Origin of the sequence: Mycobacterium sp. 852002-51961_SCH5331710 (assembly GCF_001665535.1) — a bacterium.
Lineage (GTDB): Bacteria > Actinomycetota > Actinomycetes > Mycobacteriales > Mycobacteriaceae > Mycobacterium.
The window spans coordinates 1-16,382 of sequence record NZ_LZSQ01000130.1; the positions used below are offsets into that span (position 1 = coordinate 1).

The window sequence follows — 16,382 nt, forward strand, 5'->3', positions numbered from 1 at the left end:
TGCAGCAGCATGACGAACCTCGTCGTGCGTTCCACAAGAGTGCCGATCGCCGAGCCCGACGCCGTGCTGCCCAGGATGAGGTCGCCCTCCCAATGCCCGGGCACGGCGCGGTCGGCGGCTTCAGGCGGTCGCTGGCTGATGTTGACCATGTCGCGCAGCCGCCCACGGCGTTCCTCGGGGCGGCGCCGCGGCTTACGCAGCGCCCGCCCAGTACGCAGGCAGGTATGCAACTCGCGACGCAGATTGCCTTTGCCCTGAACATAAATCGCTTGGTAGATCATCTCGTGGGACACCCGCATCTCGGCATCATCGGCAAAGTCCAGCCGCAACCGACGTGAGATCTGGGCGGGACTGTGCTGCTCATCCAACCGAGCCTGCACCTCATCATGCAACCGCGTGTTGGTGGCCAACTTGCCCGGCGCCGAGCGGCGTGCCCGGTCGTGGGCTCGTACATGGGCGGTATGGGCCCGATATCGCGGCACGCACTCCCAACCACCACGCCACGGCGCCCCGAACCGATGCCGCGCCCGATACCGACCACCACCGACACTGGCATTGCGCTCAATCTCACGCATCACCGTGCTGGGATGGCGGCCCAGCCGACGTGCGATGAAACGAATCGACTCCTGACGAGCCACCCCGTCTTGAATCTCCTCACGCTCTTCAAGCGTCAAACGGGGTCGCGCTCGGCTAGCGGACACATCACTGAATCGTGGCTTCACACCACCAGCGTCAGCAAACCACCCCCACGCAGTGTGCTTCGACACGCCCACCGCTTCCCCGGCGGCAAAAGGCGAAACCCCTTCGGCGATCAACGCCCAGAACCGACGACCCACAAACGGATACCGCGGAACTCTCATACAACCCCTCAACTAGAGGCTGTTGCATCAAGCACTAGAAATCGCCCGCGAAAAAGGGCAGGTTTGCGTCTGCTCGCGGGGAGAAAGCTCGCGGGGAAGAAAGGTCGCGCGGAGAAATTCAGTCGCGCGCGGCGGCGAGCAGGCCGTCGCCCAGCGGAATCAGCACCGGGGTGAGCCGTTCGTCCTCGGCGATCAGCCGGGCGGCCTCGCGCACGGCCGCGACCTCGGCATCGTTGGCGGTGGCGTCGCCGGCACGGCCGCCGAGCGCCGCGCGGTGCAGCACGATCGCGCCGCCCGGGCGCAGCAACCGGACGCCTTCTGCGACGAACTGCGGCTGGTCCACCGGATCGGCGTCGATGAACACCAGGTCGTACGACTCGTCGGCGAGGCGGGTCAGCACCTCCTGGGCGCGACCGCTGATCAACCGGCTGCGCCCCGGGCCGATCCCGGCCTCGCCGAACGCCTGCTTGGCCAGGCGCTGGTGTTCGGGTTCGAGGTCGATGGTGGTCAGCACGCCGTCCTCGCGCATACCCGACAGCAGCCACAGGCCGCTCACCCCGACGCCGGTGCCGACCTCCACGACCGCCTTGGCCGCCGTCAGCTTGGCGAACACGCAGAGCAGCGCCCCGACCGCGGGGGTGACGGCGCCCGCGCCGATGTCGACTGCGCGTTCGCGGGCCGCGGCGACGATCGAGTCCTCGGAGATGGACTGCTCAGCGTGCGACACGATCGATTCGGCACGGTTGTGCGGTCCGATGACGTCGTCGGTGCCCGGCATGCCCGCAGCGTAGCCAACCGGTGGGGGTCAGCATCGCGACACGCCCGTTCCCGGCCGCCCGATTAGGCGAAAAATCCACCGGGTTCGCGCAGGTCAAAAATGGGTAGAAAAGCTTTCTCAGGAAATGTTCAGTTTGCTCATATGCCAAGCACGGAACGGTCGGAGAACGTATGTCCCATGGAAAACGGCGGACGCTGGCATCCAGGGGACCGAGCAGGGAATACCTATGCGGATCTCCGCGTTGCGGGCAGTAGCGAACCGCCGCTCTTCGATGGCGGCTGCGACCAGGAGGATGTGACGACCACCATCAAGATGGCGCCGACTTCGATGGCCCACCTCGAACAGTTTTCGGACGGGCAGTGGGTCGAGCCCTCGGACGAGATGACCGGCACCGCGGTGTTCGACGCCACGGGCGACAAATCGACCATGCCCTCGTGGGATGAGCTCGTGCGCCAGCACGCCGATCGGGTCTACCGGCTGGCCTACCGCCTGTCGGGTAATCAGCACGATGCCGAGGATCTGACCCAGGAGACCTTCATCCGCGTGTTCCGGTCGCTGCAGAACTACCAGCCCGGCACGTTCGAGGGCTGGCTGCACCGCATCACCACCAACCTGTTCCTCGACATGGTGCGCAGGCGCGGACGCATCCGCATGGAGGCGCTGCCCGAGGACTACGACCGGGTTCCGGCCGCCGATCCCAACCCGGAGCAGATCTACCACGACTCGCGGCTGGGCCCCGACCTGCAGGCCGCGCTCGACTCCCTGCCGCCGGAGTTCCGCGCCGCGGTCGTCCTGTGTGACATCGAGGGACTCTCCTACGAGGAGATCGGCGCGACGCTGGGCGTCAAGCTCGGCACGGTGCGCAGTCGTATCCACCGCGGTAGGCAGGCGCTTCGCGACTACCTCGCCAACCACGGCGGCACCTCCGCCTCCGGTCAGCCCGGCGACGTGGCCAAAACGGCCTGACGTTCGCCGTCTTTCGCACAGCGCGCCGCGCTACATTCGAATGGACGCCGTGACACGCAGCGAGAGGAGCTGGGCGATGGTCGACCCGGGACATGTGTTCCGACGGGCCTTCTCTTGGCTGCCCTCTCAGTTCGCATCCCAGAGCGACGCGCCGGTCGGCCCGCGCCAGTTCGGCTCGACCGAACACCTCTCCACCGAGGCCATCGCCGCCTTCGTCGACGGCGAACTACGACTGACCCCGCATCTTCGCGCCGCGCACCATTTGTCGCTGTGTCCGCAGTGCGCGGCCGAGGTCGACGCGCAGCGGCAGGCGCGTGCGGCGTTGCGGGAATCGCGACCGGTCGCCGTGCCGAGCTCACTTCTGGGCCTATTGTCCGAGATCCCGCACAGCGCTCCGCCGGAGCCGCCCGTCGAGACGCAGCAGTCGCAGTTTGCTGACGGCACACAGCGTCCGCGGCGCAAGCGCCGGTAGGGTAAGTGCGAAGACGAGCAGCGATCCGCGCCGGCGTTGGCGGGCGCTTTCACAGAGGGTGATGACCGGGTGACCAATCTCGACCAGACCGGGCGCGAGCGCCTGGAACCCCGCCCTGTCTCGCGGCCGCCCGTCGATCCGGCGGCGCAGCGCGCGTTCGGCAGGCCCGACGGTGTCGAAGGCTCGTTCGTGGGCCTGGACAAGTACCGCGACCAGGGTGAGTTCACGCCGACCGACCAACCGCCCGATCCCGTGTTGGCCGAGGCGTTCGGCCGGCCCTATGCCAACGGTGAGTCGCTGCAGCGTCATCCCGCCGATGCGGGCGCGCTCGAGGCCGAGCGCGACGGGCAGGACGGCGACATGGCCGACGACCCCTGGCGGGATCCGTCCGCGCCGGTCGCCCTCGGCGCCCCTGCGGTCCACGAGGCGCCGCGTCCCCAGGCGAACGTGCCGACGGGCAAGCTGGGCGTGCGCGACGTGCTCTTCGGCGGTCGGGTCTCTTACGTCGCGTTGGCGTCGCTGGCGATCATCGCGTTGGTGATCGGCTTCGCCGGTGGTTGGGTCGGCCGCAAGACTGCCGAGGTGGTCGAGGCGTTCACCACCTCGAAGGTCACGCTCAACACCTCCGGCGATGATCCGCCGCCCGAGGGGCAGATCGCCAAAGTCGCTGCGGCCGTTGCTGATTCGGTGGTGACGGTTGAGGCGACCAGCGATCAGGAAGGTTCGCAGGGCTCCGGCGTCGTCATCGACGGCCGCGGTTACATCGTGACCAACAACCACGTGATCTCCGAGGCCGCGAACAATCCGAGCAAGTACAAGATGAAGATCGTCTTCAATGACGGCAAAGAGGTGCCCGCCAACCTCGTGGGGCGCGATCCCAAGACCGACCTCGCTGTGCTGAAGGTCGACAACGTCGACAACCTGACCGTTGCGAAGATGGGCGACTCGGACAAGTTGCGCGTCGGCGACGAGGTGATCGCCGCCGGCGCCCCGCTGGGCCTGCGCAGCACCGTCACCGCGGGCATCATCAGCGCGCTGCACCGCCCGGTCCCGCTGTCGGGTGACGGATCGGACACCGACACGGTGATCGACGGACTGCAGACCGACGCGCCGATCAACCACGGCAACTCGGGCGGTCCCCTGATCGACATGAACGGCAACGTCATCGGCATCAACACCGCGGGTAAATCGCTGTCCGACAGCGCCAGCGGGCTGGGCTTCGCGATCCCGATCAACGAGGTCAAATCGGTCGTCGAGTCCCTGATCAAGGAGGGCAAGATCGCCCACCCGACGCTGGGCCTGACCGCCCGCTCGGTCAGCAACGACATCGCCTCCGGCGCGCAGGTGGCCAACGTCAAGGCCGGCAGCCCCGCCGAGAAGGCCGGGATCCTGGAGAACGACGTCGTCGTCAAGGTCGGCGACCGGACCGTGGCCGACGCCGACGAGTTCGTCGTTGCCGTGCGTCAGCTCAAGATCGGCCAGGACGCGCCTATCGAGGTGATGCGTGACGGCCGCCGGGTGACGCTGACCGTCAACCCGGGTCCCGACAACTCGTAGCCATGTTCGCCAACGTCGGCTGGGGCGAGATGCTCATCCTGGTGATCGCCGGTCTGGTGATCCTGGGGCCCGAGCGGCTGCCCGGCGCGATCCGGTGGACGACGGGTGCGCTGCGGCAGGCCCGCGACTACATCAGCGGCGCCACCAGCCAACTGCGCGAGGACCTCGGCCCGGAGTTCGACGACCTGCGCGAGCCGCTCAGCGAGCTCAACAAGCTGCGCGGTATGACGCCGCGCGCCGCGCTGACGAAGCATCTGCTCGACGGGGACGATTCGTTCTTCACCGGCAATTTCGACAGGAAATCGTCCGACCGGCCCGCCGACAAACCGGCCAACACATCCGAGCCGCCGTCGGCTGCCGCACCGGAATCGCCCGCGACGACCCCGTTCGACACCGACGCCACCTAGCGGCGCGCCCTCAGATGAAGTAGTGCTCGTTGCCGGTCGGGTAGCCGCCGCCGTTGGTGGCGATGTGCACGTGGTCGAAATGGTTGGCCGTCTCGTTGCCGTAGTCCGCCGTCCAACTCGGCGCGCCGACGCCGGGGTAGAAGCCCTGCCGCCAGATCACGTGGATGACGCCCCAGCGCTCCGCGTTCGCCAGCGCGATACCGGCGATCTGGTTGCCCAACGCGATGCCCTCCTCGCTGCTGTGGTTGGGGATCATCACGTCGAGCGCCAACCCGTTGGGGTGCCACTTCAGCGGGTCCTGGCGGTATCCGCCGATCGTCTTGATCTCGGGGAACAGCACGCTGATCGCGCGGGCCACCCGAATGGTGTTGACCTGCAACCCGCCTTCGGGTGCCAGACCCGCGGGCAGCTCGAACGGGGTCGCCGCGCTGGCAACCGGAGCGCTCGCCGCGAGCAACTCCGCTTCGGTCGGCATCTTGAGCGTCGGAGCACCGGCGGGCGCGTCCTGACGCGCGGCCACCGGCGGGGCGGGATGCTCTTCCGGCGGCTTCGCGGACTGGGCGTAGAACAGGGCGGCGGACAACGCGACCGAGCCGACGAGGGCCAGCAGCTTGCCCCGCCCGTTGGCTAACATCGCCCTACCCACGAACAGCACTGTAACGCCATGTGGGACAGGGTGTGACGCAGTTCGGCCTCGAACACGAGACCGTTATCTACCGGCCGGATCCAGGCCCAGCGACATCCCCGCCAGCCCGCGCTTGCGGCTGGACAGGGCATCGGCGACGCTGCGCAACTCCTTGCCCGCCGCCGAGTCCGGCGCGGACAGCACCAACGGGACCCCGGAGTCGCCGGCCGACACCAGGGCCGGGTCGAGCGGAACCTGTCCCAGCAACGGCACGTCGGCGCCGATCGCACGCGTCAGACGCTCGGCGACCTGCTTGCCGCCGCCCTCGCCGAAGATCTGCATGGTCGTGCCGTCGGGCATCTGCAGACCGGACATGTTCTCCACGACGCCGACGATGCGCTGACGGGTCTGCAGCGCGATCGCGCCGGCCCGCTCGGCCACCTCGGCGGCCGCCAGTTGGGGCGTCGTCACCACCAGGATCTCCGCGCCGGGAATCAGCTGCGCCACCGAGATCGCGACGTCGCCCGTGCCGGGCGGCAGGTCGAGCAGCAGCACGTCCAGATCGCCCCAGTAGACGTCGGCCAGGAACTGCTGCAGCGCGCGGTGCAGCATCGGGCCGCGCCAGACCACCGGGGTGTTGCCCTGCGTGAACATCGCGATCGAGATCACCCGAACGTCGTGGGCCACCGGCGGCAGGATCATCGACTCGACCTGGGTGGGCCGGTCGGTGATGCCCATCATGCGCGGGACCGAGTGGCCGTAGATGTCGGCGTCGAGCACGCCCACCGAGACACCCCGAGCGGCCATGGCCGCCGCGAGGTTCACCGTGACGCTGGACTTGCCGACGCCGCCCTTGCCGGAGGCCACCGCGTAGACGCGGGTCAACGAGCCGGGTTGGGCGAACGGGATGACGGGTTCACGCGAGTCGCCACGCAGCTGTTTGCGCAGTTCGGTGCGTTGTTCATCGTTCATCACGTCGAGGCTGACCCGCACGGAGCCGGTACCGGGCACGTCGGCGACGGCGCGGCTGACCTGATCGGAGATCTCGGTCTTCTTCGGGCACGCGGCGGTGGTCAGGTAGATCTCGACGTGGACCGCCGAGTCGGGTTCGACGGTGACGTTCTTGACCATGCCGATCTCGGTGATCGGCCGCCGCAGTTCGGGGTCGATCACTTTGGCCAGCGCGCGACGGATCGCGGCTTCCAGGTCAGAGGGTGATTGAGACATCACCGTCGAGTCTAGGCCGACTCGACGGCGGCCTTTAACCGACCGGCCCGGGTGCCGGACCCGGCGCTGCGGCCGGACCGGGTGCCGGTCCCGGCGGCGTCGCCGGTCCGGGTGCCTGAGCGGGCGCGGGTGCGCCGACAACGGGAGCGGGTGCGCCGACCGGCGCGGGTCCCGGCGGGACGGCGCCAGGGGCGGGCGGCGCCGGCGGAGCCGGAGCGGACGGAAGCATCGGCTGGGCGACCGGCGGTCCGCCGAGCGCGGGTTGCAGCGGCGGCGCCGGGTTGTCCTGAATGCAGAACACCGCGCATTCGGGGCGCTGCGGCTGCATCCACGGCGGGGTCCACGGCGGCGGCGCGGGTGGCGCCTGCGGCGAGGCCGCCGGCCCTTGTGGGGCCGGTCCGGGCAGCGGTCCAAGTCGCTGACCTGGGGCGAAGCCCGGCATGTTGCCCATCTGGCTGGCGACGGCGTCGCGTTCGAGCAGTGGCATGAGCGCCAGCGGATCGTTGGACGGCAGCCCCAGCGCGTTCAGGGGGAGTCCCGGCCCCAGTCCCTGGTATGCCTTCAGGTCGGTCAGGTGCAGGCTGTTGTCGGTCTCGTCGAGCGTCGGCACCGATCCGGTGATCGGGGGCAGGTCCATCGGCACCACGCCGGTCGCGTAGGCCGCGGCCCAACCCAGCACGTTGCGGGCGTAGGCCACCGAGTTGTTGTAGCGAAGGATCGCCGTCATGACGTGGTTCGGGTCGCGCAGGTTGAGGTTGCCGCTGCACAGGTAGCGGGCGGCGGCCAGCGTCGAGTCGTAGAGGTTCTGCACCTCGGCTTTGCCGTCGCCGTCGCCGTCGGAGGCATACCGCGACCAGGTCCCCGGCAGGAACTGCATCGGGCCCATGGCACGGGCGTAGGTGACCCGGTCGGCCACGCGGCTCTGCACGATGACCTCGTTGCCGGGCAGTGTGCCGTCCAGCGCGGGCCCGTAGATGGGGCGGATAGCGGTGCCGCTGGCGTCGGTCGCGCCGCCGTTGGCGTGCATCGACTCGATGCGTCCGATACCGGCCAACAGGTTCCAGCTGATGCCGCAGCCCGGATACGCCGAGGCCATGATGCGCTCGGCATTGCGGTACGCCGAGAGGGCCATCGCCGGAATGCCCAGTGTGCCAGGCGAATTCACCACGGCCGCGGGTGGAGGAGCGGAGGCCGTCGAGGCGGCGATGTGAAAGGCCATGGGTTCCTTGGCCACCGCGACCACCGACGCGCCCGAACGCGCTCCCGGTGACGGTTCGACCGCGGCCAGTGGCGTCACCGCCGCATCCGAGGTGGGTGTGCGCGGCGACGGCGCCGACGCGCCGACGCTGCCGGCAAGGATGATCGGGGTGATGATCGCGACGCCGAGGCCGGCGCGCATGCCGTTGGCAGATGTCAACTTCTGCACTCGAGGGCCCGGGATACGCCGCAGACGCCCCGTTTGGCGCCGCACGGCCTTGAGGGCGGCTCCTCCCCTTATGTGCACTCAACCGTCCTAGGTCTGCAGTCGCTTGTGAACCAAGTCACCATACCTACTAGATAACCGCCGCGTTACAGCAATGCGTTAGCTACCCAGACTCGGTTTTTTGCTCCGGCGCTCGCCTTGCTCGCTTCGGCCCTCTCCGTCGTCGCCCGTTTCGCCTGTCTGCGGCTGCAGCGCGGCGAGCATCTCCCGCATCTCGTCGAGCTCCCTGCGCAGGTAATCGCGGGTGACGACCTCGCCGATGGCCAGCCGCAGGGCGGCCAGTTCGCGGGCCAGGTACTCGGTGTCGGCCTTGGTTTGCAGGGCGCGGCGGCGGTCCTCGTCGAGCGACACGCGGTCGCGGTTCTCCTGGCGATTCTGCGCCAGCAGAATCAGCGGCGCCGCGTAGGCCGCCTGGGTGGAGAACGCGAGGTTGAGCAGGATGAACGGATACGGGTCCCAGCGCAGCCCGACCGCGAACAGGTTCAGCGCGATCCAGACGATGACGATGATGGTCTGCCACGCCAGATAGCGCCCGGTGCCCAGGAACCGGGCGATCCGCTCGCTGAAGTTCCCGACCGCCTCGGGGTCGACGTTGAACGAAAACCGCCGGGTGGCCAGCGGCGTGTCGAGCCGGCTGCGGTCGCTCATGAGGTGCCCTCGGCGCCGGTGAGTTCGGGTTCCTCGGTCTCGCGCCAGTCGTGGGGCAGCAGGTGGTCGAGCACGTCGTCGACCGACACGGCGCCCAGCAGGTGGTTCTCTTCGTCGACGACGGGCCCGCAGACCAGGTTGTAGGCCGCGAAGTAGCGGGTCACCGCGCCCAGCGAGTCATCGGGGGACAGGTTCGGCAGATCGGTGTCGATGATGCCGCTGACCAGGTCCGCCGGCGGTTCGCGCAACAATCGCTGAAGGTGCACGCAGCCCAGGTAGTGGCCGGTGGGGGTGGCCGTCGGGGGGCGGGTGACGAACACCAACGAAGCCAGCGCCGGGGTCAGGTCGGGGTCGCGGACTCGGGCCAGCGCCTCGGCGACGGTGGTGTCCGGTGCCAGCACCACGGGCTCGGACGTCATCAGGCCGCCCGCGGTGTCCGGGGAGTGCGCCAGCAGGCGGCGGACGTCCTCGGAATCCTCGGGATCCATCCGGCGCAGGAACTGCTCGGCATCGGTCGGGGCCATCGACCCCAGCAGGTCGGCCGCGTCATCGGGGTCCATCGCCTCGAGAACGTCGACGGCCCGGTCCCCGGGCAGCCGCCTGAGCACATCGAGCTGGTCGTCGTCGGGAAGTTCCTGCAGCACGTCGGCCAGTCGCTCGACGTCGAGGGCGTTGACCAGCTCGTAGCGGCGCTTGGTCGGCAGTTCTCGCAGCGCTTCGGCGACTTCCACGGCGCGCTGACCCTCGAACAGCTCGAGCAGCTGCGCGACGCCCTGATCCGGCATCGCCAGACCGGAGGGGGTGAGGCCGTGGACGTTCTGCCAGTCGACAACGTGCACGTTGGCGCGCCTGCCCAGGCGTCGGTGCGGGCGCACGGCGACCTTGGTGACCATCCAGTCCCGCGTGCGGGTCTGCTCGATGCCGAGGTCGACGACGACCACGTCGACGTTGGCCAGCTCGGGCAGGTCGGGATCGTCGACGCGGACCCGGGTTTCGATCACCTGCCCGAGGACCAGCACCTCGCCGGGACGCTGGGCGAACCGGCGCAGCGACACGCTGCCGGTGGCCAGCGTCACGGCGCCGGGCTCGATCGACGTCACCCGCAGGATCGGCACGAAAATCCGTCGCCGCGTGAGCAATTCGACGACCAGGCCGAGCACGCGCGGTTGCTGGCGCACCAGGCTGATGCTGACCACCACATCGCGGACACGGCCGATGGACTCGCCGTCGGGGCCCAAGACCACCAATCCCGCGAGTCGGGCCGCATAGACCCTGTTGACCGCCGCCATGCCTCAAAGGGTAGAGAGTGTGGTTGTGGAAAACCGGTATCGACCCCGCCGAACGGTTCTTTCCGTTCCCGGGAGCAGCGCGAAAATGGTCGAGAAGGCGAAAACCCTGCCCGCCGACGAGGTGTTCCTCGACCTCGAGGACGCCGTCGCACCGGACGCCAAGGACGAGGCTCGCACGCGGGTCGCGGTCGCGCTCGCCGAACCAGGCTGGGTCGGCCAACTACGCGGTGTGCGCGTCAACGACTGGACGACGCCCTGGACTCACGCCGACATCATCGAGGTGGTGGCCACCGCCGGTGCGGCACTCGACATCGTGGTTCTCCCGAAGGTCAGCGACGCCACCCACATTCAGGCGCTGGACTTGTTGCTGAGTCAACTCGAAGCCACCCACGGCCTGCCCGTCGGCCGTATCGGCATCGAGGCGCAGATCGAGAATGCGCAGGGCCTCACCAACATTGACGCGATCGCCGCCGCACCGCGGGTGCAGGCGCTGGTGCTCGGCCCCGCCGACATGGCCGCGAGCCTGAACATGCGCACGCTCGAAGTCGGCGAACAACCGGAGGGCTACGACGTCGGCGACGCGCACCACCACGTGCTAATGCGAATCCTCGTGGCGGCGCGGGCGCACGGCGTGCTCGCGATCGACGGCCCGTACCTGAAGATCCGCGACGTCGACGGCTTCCGCCGCGTCGCGGGCCGTTCGGCGGCGCTGGGATACGACGGCAAGTGGGTGCTGCATCCGGACCAGATCGCCGCGGGCAACGAGATTTTCAGCCCCCGCCAGAAGGACTACGACCATGCCGAGCTGATCCTCGAGGCCTACGAGTGGCACACCTCGCGTGCGGGCGGGGCCAGAGGCGCAGCCATGCTGGGCGACGAGATGATCGATGAGGCGAGCAGGAAGATGGCTCTGGTGATCGCCGGAAAGGGCCGCGCGGCAGGCATGCAGCGTCAAGGCGAGGCGTTCCGTCCGCCCGAGTGATGCTCAGGTCCACTGCCACCCGGTGGTGAGCAGGCTCAGATACAGCAGGATGTAGACGAGGAACCCGGCGACGGCCAGTCCGCCGATGATGGTGCCCGCCAACGCGATTCCGAAACCGTCCTGTCCGGTGCGCTTGGTTTCGCGCATGGCCATCACACCGAGGATGACCCCGACGATGCACGTCACCCCGCAGCAGAAGACGCCGACCAGCGAGCACACGAGCGAGCCGATCGCCATCCCGTTCGTGCCGGGAGGCTTCCCGGGCCGGTACGGGTCGTAGCCGTAGCCGTGGCCGGTGGGCGGGTAATAGCCCTGACCGGGTGCGGACGTGTAGGGCGGCGGATAGCCCGGCGCCGGTGGCGGATACAGCGGCGGAGGCAAACCCGCATCGGTGGGGTAGTCCACCGATGCGAACGGGTCGGGCCGTTCGGCTCCGTACGGGTCGCTCCCGCTCACCGCTCAGCTGCTCATCATGGCGATGGCGAAGATGATGTTGAGCACGAGCGTGGCCGCGCCGACGGCGATGCCGGCGATCGCCAGACCGCGGCCGCCTTCACCGGAGGTCTTGATCTGGTTGAGCGCCACGATGCCCAGCACGATGCCGACGAGCGAGCCGACACCGCACAGGACACCGACCGCCGAGGCCACCAACGAGCCGATGGCCAAACCGTTCGTCTTGTCAGGCTGCAGGCCGTAACCGCCGCCGTAGCTGGGCGTGCCGTATCCCGGCGCACCGTATTGGGACGGTGCACCGTAGGGCGGCGGCGGTGGATATCCCTGCCCGAGGTTGGGCGGCGGATAGGACCCCGGCGGCGGTGGTGGGTAGGCGCCCGGCGGAGGCGGATAGCCGCCCTGCGGCGGCGGAGGGTAGGCCGGAGGCGGCGGATAGGCGCCCTGTGGGGGCGGGGGATATCCCGATGACGGGTCGTACGCCGGCGGCGCCTGGTAGCCGTACGACGGCTGGTCGGGCTGGGCACCCTGTGTGTGTTCGGTCGACGGCGCCTCGTATCCAGACGATGTCGGCTCGGACGCACCTCCGTGGGGTTCGGATGATGCGGTTTCTGCTGCGTCCTCCCCGGGATTTGTCATGCTTGTCAACCTAGCGCAATTGTCGGGCACGATTGCGGCCATCGCGGCGTTGTCCCTTACGAGGCAGCAACTTAGCGATTCGCGGCGACAGAGGAGAAGAGGACCGATGACCAGCCCGTTTCAACCTGGAGCAAATTCCGGCGCAACGCCTGGTAGCCCGAATTTGGGTCGTGGCCCCGCAGGTCTGCCCACACCCCCGAAGGGTTGGCCGATCGGTTCCTATCCGACCTATGCCGAGGCGCAGCGCGCCGTGGACTACCTGTCGGACCAGGAGTTTCCGGTGCAGCAGGTGACGATCGTCGGCGTGGACCTCATGCAGGTCGAGCGGGTCACCGGTCGGTTGACGTGGCCGAAGGTGCTCGGTGGAGGCGTGTTGACGGGTGCGTGGCTGGGCCTGTTCATCGGCCTGATTCTCGGTTTCTTCAGCCCCAACCCGTGGGGCGCGCTCGCCACCGGCCTGATTGCGGGTGTGTTCTTCGGCCTCATCACGTCGGCGATACCGTATGCGATGGCGCGTGGCACAAGAGATTTCAGTTCGACGCTACAACTCGTCGCGGGTCGTTACGACGTGCTGTGCGATCCGCAGAACGCCGAACGCGGACGGGATCTGCTGGCGCGCTTGACCATCTGACGTTCCCGGCGCGGGGATCGCCGAGTTTGCCCTGGTTCCCGATTGCGTAACGGTGTGCGACGCGCGCCGCTGAAGTGTTGCAAACCACATGGTTGTGGCAATACGGTTTGCGCGCGGGAGATTCTCGTACGGCGCCGCTGCGACGGCGACATCGAAGCGGGACGGAGGCGGGTGGTGCGCTTCCACAGTTCCCTACCGGCGTGGGGGGCCATACGCGGAAGCCAACGGCGGCTGGGTGCCGCGGCGGTTGCTGCGCTGACGACGGCGTCAGTGCTGACGGCGTGTGGATCCGACAGCGGCGGCATCGTCATCAACTACTACACCCCCGCGAACGAGGCTCAGACCTTCACGGCCGTGGCCAAACGATGCAACGAGGAACTCGGCGGGCGCTTCCGGATCCAGCAGATCAGTTTGCCGAAGGGCGCCGACGATCAACGGCTTCAGCTCGCGCGGCGGCTGACCGGAAACGACAGAAGCCTCGACGTGATGGCGCTCGACGTGGTGTGGACCGCCGAGTTCGCCGAGGCGGGTTGGGCGCTACCGCTTTCCGACGATCCCGGGGGACAAGCCGAGGCGGACGCGAAGAACAACACGCTGCCCGGCCCGCTGCAGACCGCCACCTGGCAGGACAAGCTGTACGCCGCACCGATCACCACCAACACCCAATTGCTCTGGTACCGAGCGGATCTGATGTCGGAGCCGCCGCCGACGTGGGACGCCATGGTGTCCGAGGCCGCCCGGTTGCACGCCGACGGAGGTCCGAGCTGGATTGCGGTACAGGGTAAGCAATACGAAGGCCTGGTTGTCTGGTTCAACACCTTGCTCGAAAGCGGGGGCGGACAGGTGCTTTCCGATGACGGCGAAACCGTCACCCTGACCGACACCGAAGAACATCGCGCCGCTACCGTCAAGGCGCTGCAGATCATCAAGAACGTCGCCACCGCACCGGGCGCGGACCCGTCGGTGACCCAAACCGACGAGACCACCGCACGGCTGGCGCTCGAACAGGGCAAGGCCGCGCTCGAGGTGAATTGGCCGTACGTGCTGCCGTCATTGCTGGAGAATGCGATCAAGGGCGGTGTGTCGTTCCTGCCGCTCAACAAGGATCCCGCGCTCGCCGACGCCATCAACGACGTCGGAAGTTTCTCGCCCAGCGACGAACAGTTCGAGGCCGCGTTCGAGGCGAGCAGGAAGGTGCTGGGCTTCGCTCAGTATCCGGGCGTGAAGCCGGGTGAGGCGGCGAAGGTCACCATCGGCGGCCTGAACCTCGCCGTGGCGAAGACGACCCGGCACAAGGCCGAGGCGTTCGAGGCGATCCGGTGCCTGCGCAACGTCGAGAACCAGCGTTACACGTCGGTGGAGGGTGGGCTGCCCGCGGTGCGCACATCGCTATACAGCGATCCGGCCTTCCAGGCGAAATATCCCCAGTACGAGATCATCCGCGAACAACTCACCAACGCCGCGGTCCGTCCCGCCACGCCGCAGTACCAAGCGGTCTCCACCCGCATCTCCACCACGCTGGCGCCGATCACCGACATCGACCCGGAGCGCACCGCCGACGAACTCGCCGAACAGGTGCAGAAGGCCATCGACGGGAAGGGGCTGATCCCGTGACCGCACCGGCCGCCGCGACCGCACCGGCTGCGACCGGCAGCGACGACATCCGCTCGGAACGCAGGCTCGCGTTCCTGCTGATTGCCCCCGCGGTCCTGCTGATGCTCGCGGTCACCGCGTATCCGATCGGTTATGCGGTGTGGCTGAGCCTGCAGCGCAACAACATGGCGGCCCCGGAGGACACCGAGTTCATCGGGCTGTCCAACTACGTCACGATCCTCACCGACCAGTACTGGTGGACAGCGTTTTTCGTCACGCTCGGCATCACCGTCGTGTCGGTGGCCATCGAGTTCGTGCTCGGCATGGCGCTGGCGTTGGTGATGCACCGCACCATCTTCGGAAAGGGCGTGGTGCGCACGGCGGTCCTCATCCCGTACGGAATCGTCACCGTGGCAGCGTCGTACAGCTGGTACTACGCATGGACACCCGGCACCGGATACCTGGCCAACCTGCTGCCCGAGGGCAGCGCCCCTCTGACCGAACAGCTTCCGTCGCTGGCGATCGTGGTGCTGGCCGAGGTGTGGAAGACGACGCCGTTCATGGCGCTGCTACTGCTGGCCGGATTGGCGCTGGTGCCACAGGATCTGCTCAACGCCGCCCAGGTCGACGGTGCGGGAGCGTGGAAGCGCCTGATCAAGGTCATCCTGCCGCTGATCAAGCCGGCGATCCTGGTGGCGCTGCTGTTCCGCACCCTCGACGCGTTCCGGATCTTCGACAACATCTACGTCCTCACCGGAGGAGCGAACAACACCGGCTCGGTGTCGATCCTGGGTTACGACAACCTGTTCAAGGCGTTCAATGTCGGCCTGGGTTCGGCGATCAGCGTGCTGATCTTTCTGTGCGTGGCGATCATCGCGTTCATCTACATCAAGATCTTCGGCGCGGCGGCACCGGGGTCGGCCGAGGAGAGTCGCTGATGACCGAGCGGGCTCCCGCGTCGCGCGTGACCGGATGGACCGTCGTCAACGTGCTGGTCGTCATCTACGCGTTGTTTCCGGTGCTGTGGATCCTGTCCCTGTCGCTCAAGCCGACGTCAAGTGTCAAGGACGGCAGGCTGATTCCCGCCGAGATCACCTTCGACAACTACAAGGCGATATTCCAGGGCAACATCTTCACCTCGGCGCTGATCAACTCGATCGGAATCGGCCTGATCACCACCGCCATCGCGGTCGTGATCGGCGGAATGGCCGCATACGCGGTCGCACGGCTGGACTTCCCCGGCAAGCAGTTGCTGATCGGGGTCGCGCTGCTGATCGCGATGTTCCCCCATATCTCGCTCGTCACACCGCTTTTCAACATCGAGCGCGCGGTCGGCCTGTTCGACACCTGGCCCGGCCTGATCATCCCGTACATCACGTTCGCGCTTCCGCTGGCCATCTACACGCTGTCGGCGTTCTTCCGGGAGATCCCTTGGGATCTGGAGAAGGCGGCGAAGATGGACGGCGCGACACCGGCGCAGGCGTTCCGCAAGGTCATCGCCCCGCTCGCGGCGCCGGGCATCGTCACCGCGGCGATCCTGGTGTTCATCTTCGCGTGGAACGACCTCCTTCTGGCGTTGTCGCTGACCGCCACCCAACGCGCGATCACGGCGCCGGTGGCGATCGCGAACTTCACCGGCAGTTCGCAGTTCGAGGAACCGACGGGTTCGATCGCCGCGGGCGCGATGGTCATCACCATCCCGATCATCATCTTTGTGCTCATCTTCCAACGACGGATCGTCGCCGGACTGACATCCGGCGCGGTGAAGGGGTAGT

At 68.0% G+C, this 16,382-nt stretch carries 18 protein-coding genes; 9 read left to right on the forward strand and 9 right to left on the reverse strand.

The genetic code is table 11. From position 1 onward, the window contains the following. Together A5752_RS25785 and A5752_RS25790 are read right to left on the reverse strand one after the other, a co-directional pair. Positions 1–860, reverse strand: an 860-nt coding sequence (locus A5752_RS25785; protein ID WP_353612296.1) for an IS30 family transposase, incomplete at its 3' end; no start/stop codon positions are given. Between the two features lie 118 nt (positions 861–978). Next, a complete protein-coding gene (locus A5752_RS25790; protein ID WP_067092004.1) occupies positions 979–1,638 on the reverse strand; it encodes an O-methyltransferase in 660 nt (219 codons plus the stop codon). A gap of 177 nt (positions 1,639–1,815) precedes the next feature. Here A5752_RS25790 and sigE point away from each other — a divergent pair, with 177 nt between their 5' ends. From sigE to tatB, 4 genes are all read left to right on the forward strand, one after another. After that, on the forward strand, positions 1,816–2,604 hold the full coding sequence (gene sigE / locus A5752_RS25795; protein ID WP_067092006.1) for an RNA polymerase sigma factor SigE: 789 nt from the start codon (positions 1,816–1,818) through the stop codon (positions 2,602–2,604). A gap of 76 nt (positions 2,605–2,680) precedes the next feature. After that, positions 2,681–3,076 carry an anti-sigma E factor RseA gene (gene rseA / locus A5752_RS25800; protein WP_067092077.1) on the forward strand — a complete coding sequence of 132 codons (396 nt, stop codon included), beginning with the start codon at positions 2,681–2,683 and terminating at the stop codon, positions 3,074–3,076. A 69-nt stretch (positions 3,077–3,145) separates the two neighbouring features. Continuing rightward, entirely contained in the window at positions 3,146–4,633 is a 1,488-nt protein-coding gene (gene htrA, locus A5752_RS25805; RefSeq protein WP_067092008.1) for a serine protease HtrA, read from the forward strand. 2 nt (positions 4,634–4,635) lie between these two features. Then, the gene (tatB, locus tag A5752_RS25810) at positions 4,636–5,040 is read left to right on the forward strand and encodes a Sec-independent protein translocase protein TatB (protein WP_067092010.1); all 405 of its coding nucleotides are present in this window, start codon (positions 4,636–4,638) and stop codon (positions 5,038–5,040) included. Positions 5,041–5,050: 10 nt separating this feature from the next. Here the strand turns inward: tatB and A5752_RS25815 are convergent, their stop codons facing one another. The 5 genes from A5752_RS25815 to A5752_RS25835 form a co-directional block, all read right to left on the reverse strand. Next, positions 5,051–5,674, reverse strand: a complete 624-nt coding sequence (locus A5752_RS25815; protein ID WP_156614177.1) for a VldE C-terminal domain-containing protein — start codon at positions 5,672–5,674, stop codon at positions 5,051–5,053. 75 nt (positions 5,675–5,749) lie between these two features. Then, entirely contained in the window at positions 5,750–6,892 is a 1,143-nt protein-coding gene (locus A5752_RS25820; RefSeq protein WP_067092012.1) for an Mrp/NBP35 family ATP-binding protein, read from the reverse strand. A gap of 34 nt (positions 6,893–6,926) precedes the next feature. Beyond that, positions 6,927–8,396, reverse strand: coding sequence for a lytic transglycosylase domain-containing protein (locus A5752_RS25825; RefSeq protein WP_067092014.1), 1,470 nt, complete (start codon positions 8,394–8,396; stop codon positions 6,927–6,929). A 78-nt stretch (positions 8,397–8,474) separates the two neighbouring features. Continuing rightward, entirely contained in the window at positions 8,475–9,023 is a 549-nt protein-coding gene (locus A5752_RS25830; protein ID WP_067092015.1) for a DUF1003 domain-containing protein, read from the reverse strand. After that, the gene (locus A5752_RS25835; protein WP_067092017.1) at positions 9,020–10,312 is read right to left on the reverse strand and encodes a magnesium transporter MgtE N-terminal domain-containing protein; all 1,293 of its coding nucleotides are present in this window, start codon (positions 10,310–10,312) and stop codon (positions 9,020–9,022) included. The genes A5752_RS25830 and A5752_RS25835 overlap by 4 nt, the downstream gene beginning before the upstream one ends. Positions 10,313–10,337: 25 nt before the next feature. On the opposite strand from A5752_RS25835, the gene A5752_RS25840 reads away from it, so the two are divergent. After that, the gene (locus A5752_RS25840; RefSeq protein WP_082964072.1) at positions 10,338–11,294 is read left to right on the forward strand and encodes an HpcH/HpaI aldolase/citrate lyase family protein; all 957 of its coding nucleotides are present in this window, start codon (positions 10,338–10,340) and stop codon (positions 11,292–11,294) included. A 3-nt stretch (positions 11,295–11,297) separates the two neighbouring features. Here A5752_RS25840 and A5752_RS25845 read toward each other — a convergent pair whose 3' ends face one another. Together A5752_RS25845 and A5752_RS25850 are read right to left on the reverse strand one after the other, a co-directional pair. Next, positions 11,298–11,750 carry a DUF4190 domain-containing protein gene (locus A5752_RS25845; RefSeq protein ID WP_067092021.1) on the reverse strand — a complete coding sequence of 151 codons (453 nt, stop codon included), beginning with the start codon at positions 11,748–11,750 and terminating at the stop codon, positions 11,298–11,300. Between the two features lie 3 nt (positions 11,751–11,753). Further along, complete coding sequence (locus A5752_RS25850) at positions 11,754–12,383, reverse strand: DUF4190 domain-containing protein (protein ID WP_067092022.1); 630 nt, start codon at positions 12,381–12,383, stop codon at positions 11,754–11,756. A 106-nt stretch (positions 12,384–12,489) separates the two neighbouring features. On the opposite strand from A5752_RS25850, the gene A5752_RS25855 reads away from it, so the two are divergent. The 4 genes from A5752_RS25855 (at position 12,490) to A5752_RS25870 (ending at position 16,381) form a co-directional block, all read left to right on the forward strand. Further along, entirely contained in the window at positions 12,490–13,014 is a 525-nt protein-coding gene (locus A5752_RS25855; RefSeq protein WP_067092024.1) for a YflT domain-containing protein, read from the forward strand. A gap of 174 nt (positions 13,015–13,188) precedes the next feature. Next, positions 13,189–14,628 (forward strand): ABC transporter substrate-binding protein, encoded by a 1,440-nt coding sequence (locus A5752_RS25860; RefSeq protein WP_286159401.1) that lies wholly within the window; start codon positions 13,189–13,191, stop codon positions 14,626–14,628. Next, complete coding sequence (locus A5752_RS25865; protein WP_067092026.1) at positions 14,625–15,545, forward strand: carbohydrate ABC transporter permease; 921 nt, start codon at positions 14,625–14,627, stop codon at positions 15,543–15,545. The genes A5752_RS25860 and A5752_RS25865 overlap by 4 nt, the downstream gene beginning before the upstream one ends. Then, entirely contained in the window at positions 15,545–16,381 is an 837-nt protein-coding gene (locus tag A5752_RS25870; RefSeq protein ID WP_067092028.1) for a carbohydrate ABC transporter permease, read from the forward strand. Before A5752_RS25865 ends, A5752_RS25870 begins: the two co-directional genes overlap by 1 nt. Position 16,382: the final 1 nt, after the last annotated feature.

Coding starts and splice junctions, on each gene's coding strand:
- A5752_RS25790 (WP_067092004.1), bottom strand. CDS start 1,638: ATGCCGGGCACCGACGACGTCATCGGACCGCACAACCGTGCCGAATCG.
- sigE (WP_067092006.1), top strand. CDS start 1,816: ATGGAAAACGGCGGACGCTGGCATCCAGGGGACCGAGCAGGGAATACC.
- rseA (WP_067092077.1), top strand. CDS start 2,681: ATGGTCGACCCGGGACATGTGTTCCGACGGGCCTTCTCTTGGCTGCCC.
- tatB (WP_067092010.1), top strand. CDS start 4,636: ATGTTCGCCAACGTCGGCTGGGGCGAGATGCTCATCCTGGTGATCGCC.
- A5752_RS25815 (WP_156614177.1), bottom strand. CDS start 5,674: ATGTTAGCCAACGGGCGGGGCAAGCTGCTGGCCCTCGTCGGCTCGGTC.
- A5752_RS25820 (WP_067092012.1), bottom strand. CDS start 6,892: ATGTCTCAATCACCCTCTGACCTGGAAGCCGCGATCCGTCGCGCGCTG.
- A5752_RS25830 (WP_067092015.1), bottom strand. CDS start 9,023: ATGAGCGACCGCAGCCGGCTCGACACGCCGCTGGCCACCCGGCGGTTT.
- A5752_RS25835 (WP_067092017.1), bottom strand. CDS start 10,312: ATGGCGGCGGTCAACAGGGTCTATGCGGCCCGACTCGCGGGATTGGTG.
- A5752_RS25850 (WP_067092022.1), bottom strand. CDS start 12,383: ATGACAAATCCCGGGGAGGACGCAGCAGAAACCGCATCATCCGAACCC.
- A5752_RS25855 (WP_067092024.1), top strand. CDS start 12,490: ATGACCAGCCCGTTTCAACCTGGAGCAAATTCCGGCGCAACGCCTGGT.
- A5752_RS25870 (WP_067092028.1), top strand. CDS start 15,545: ATGACCGAGCGGGCTCCCGCGTCGCGCGTGACCGGATGGACCGTCGTC.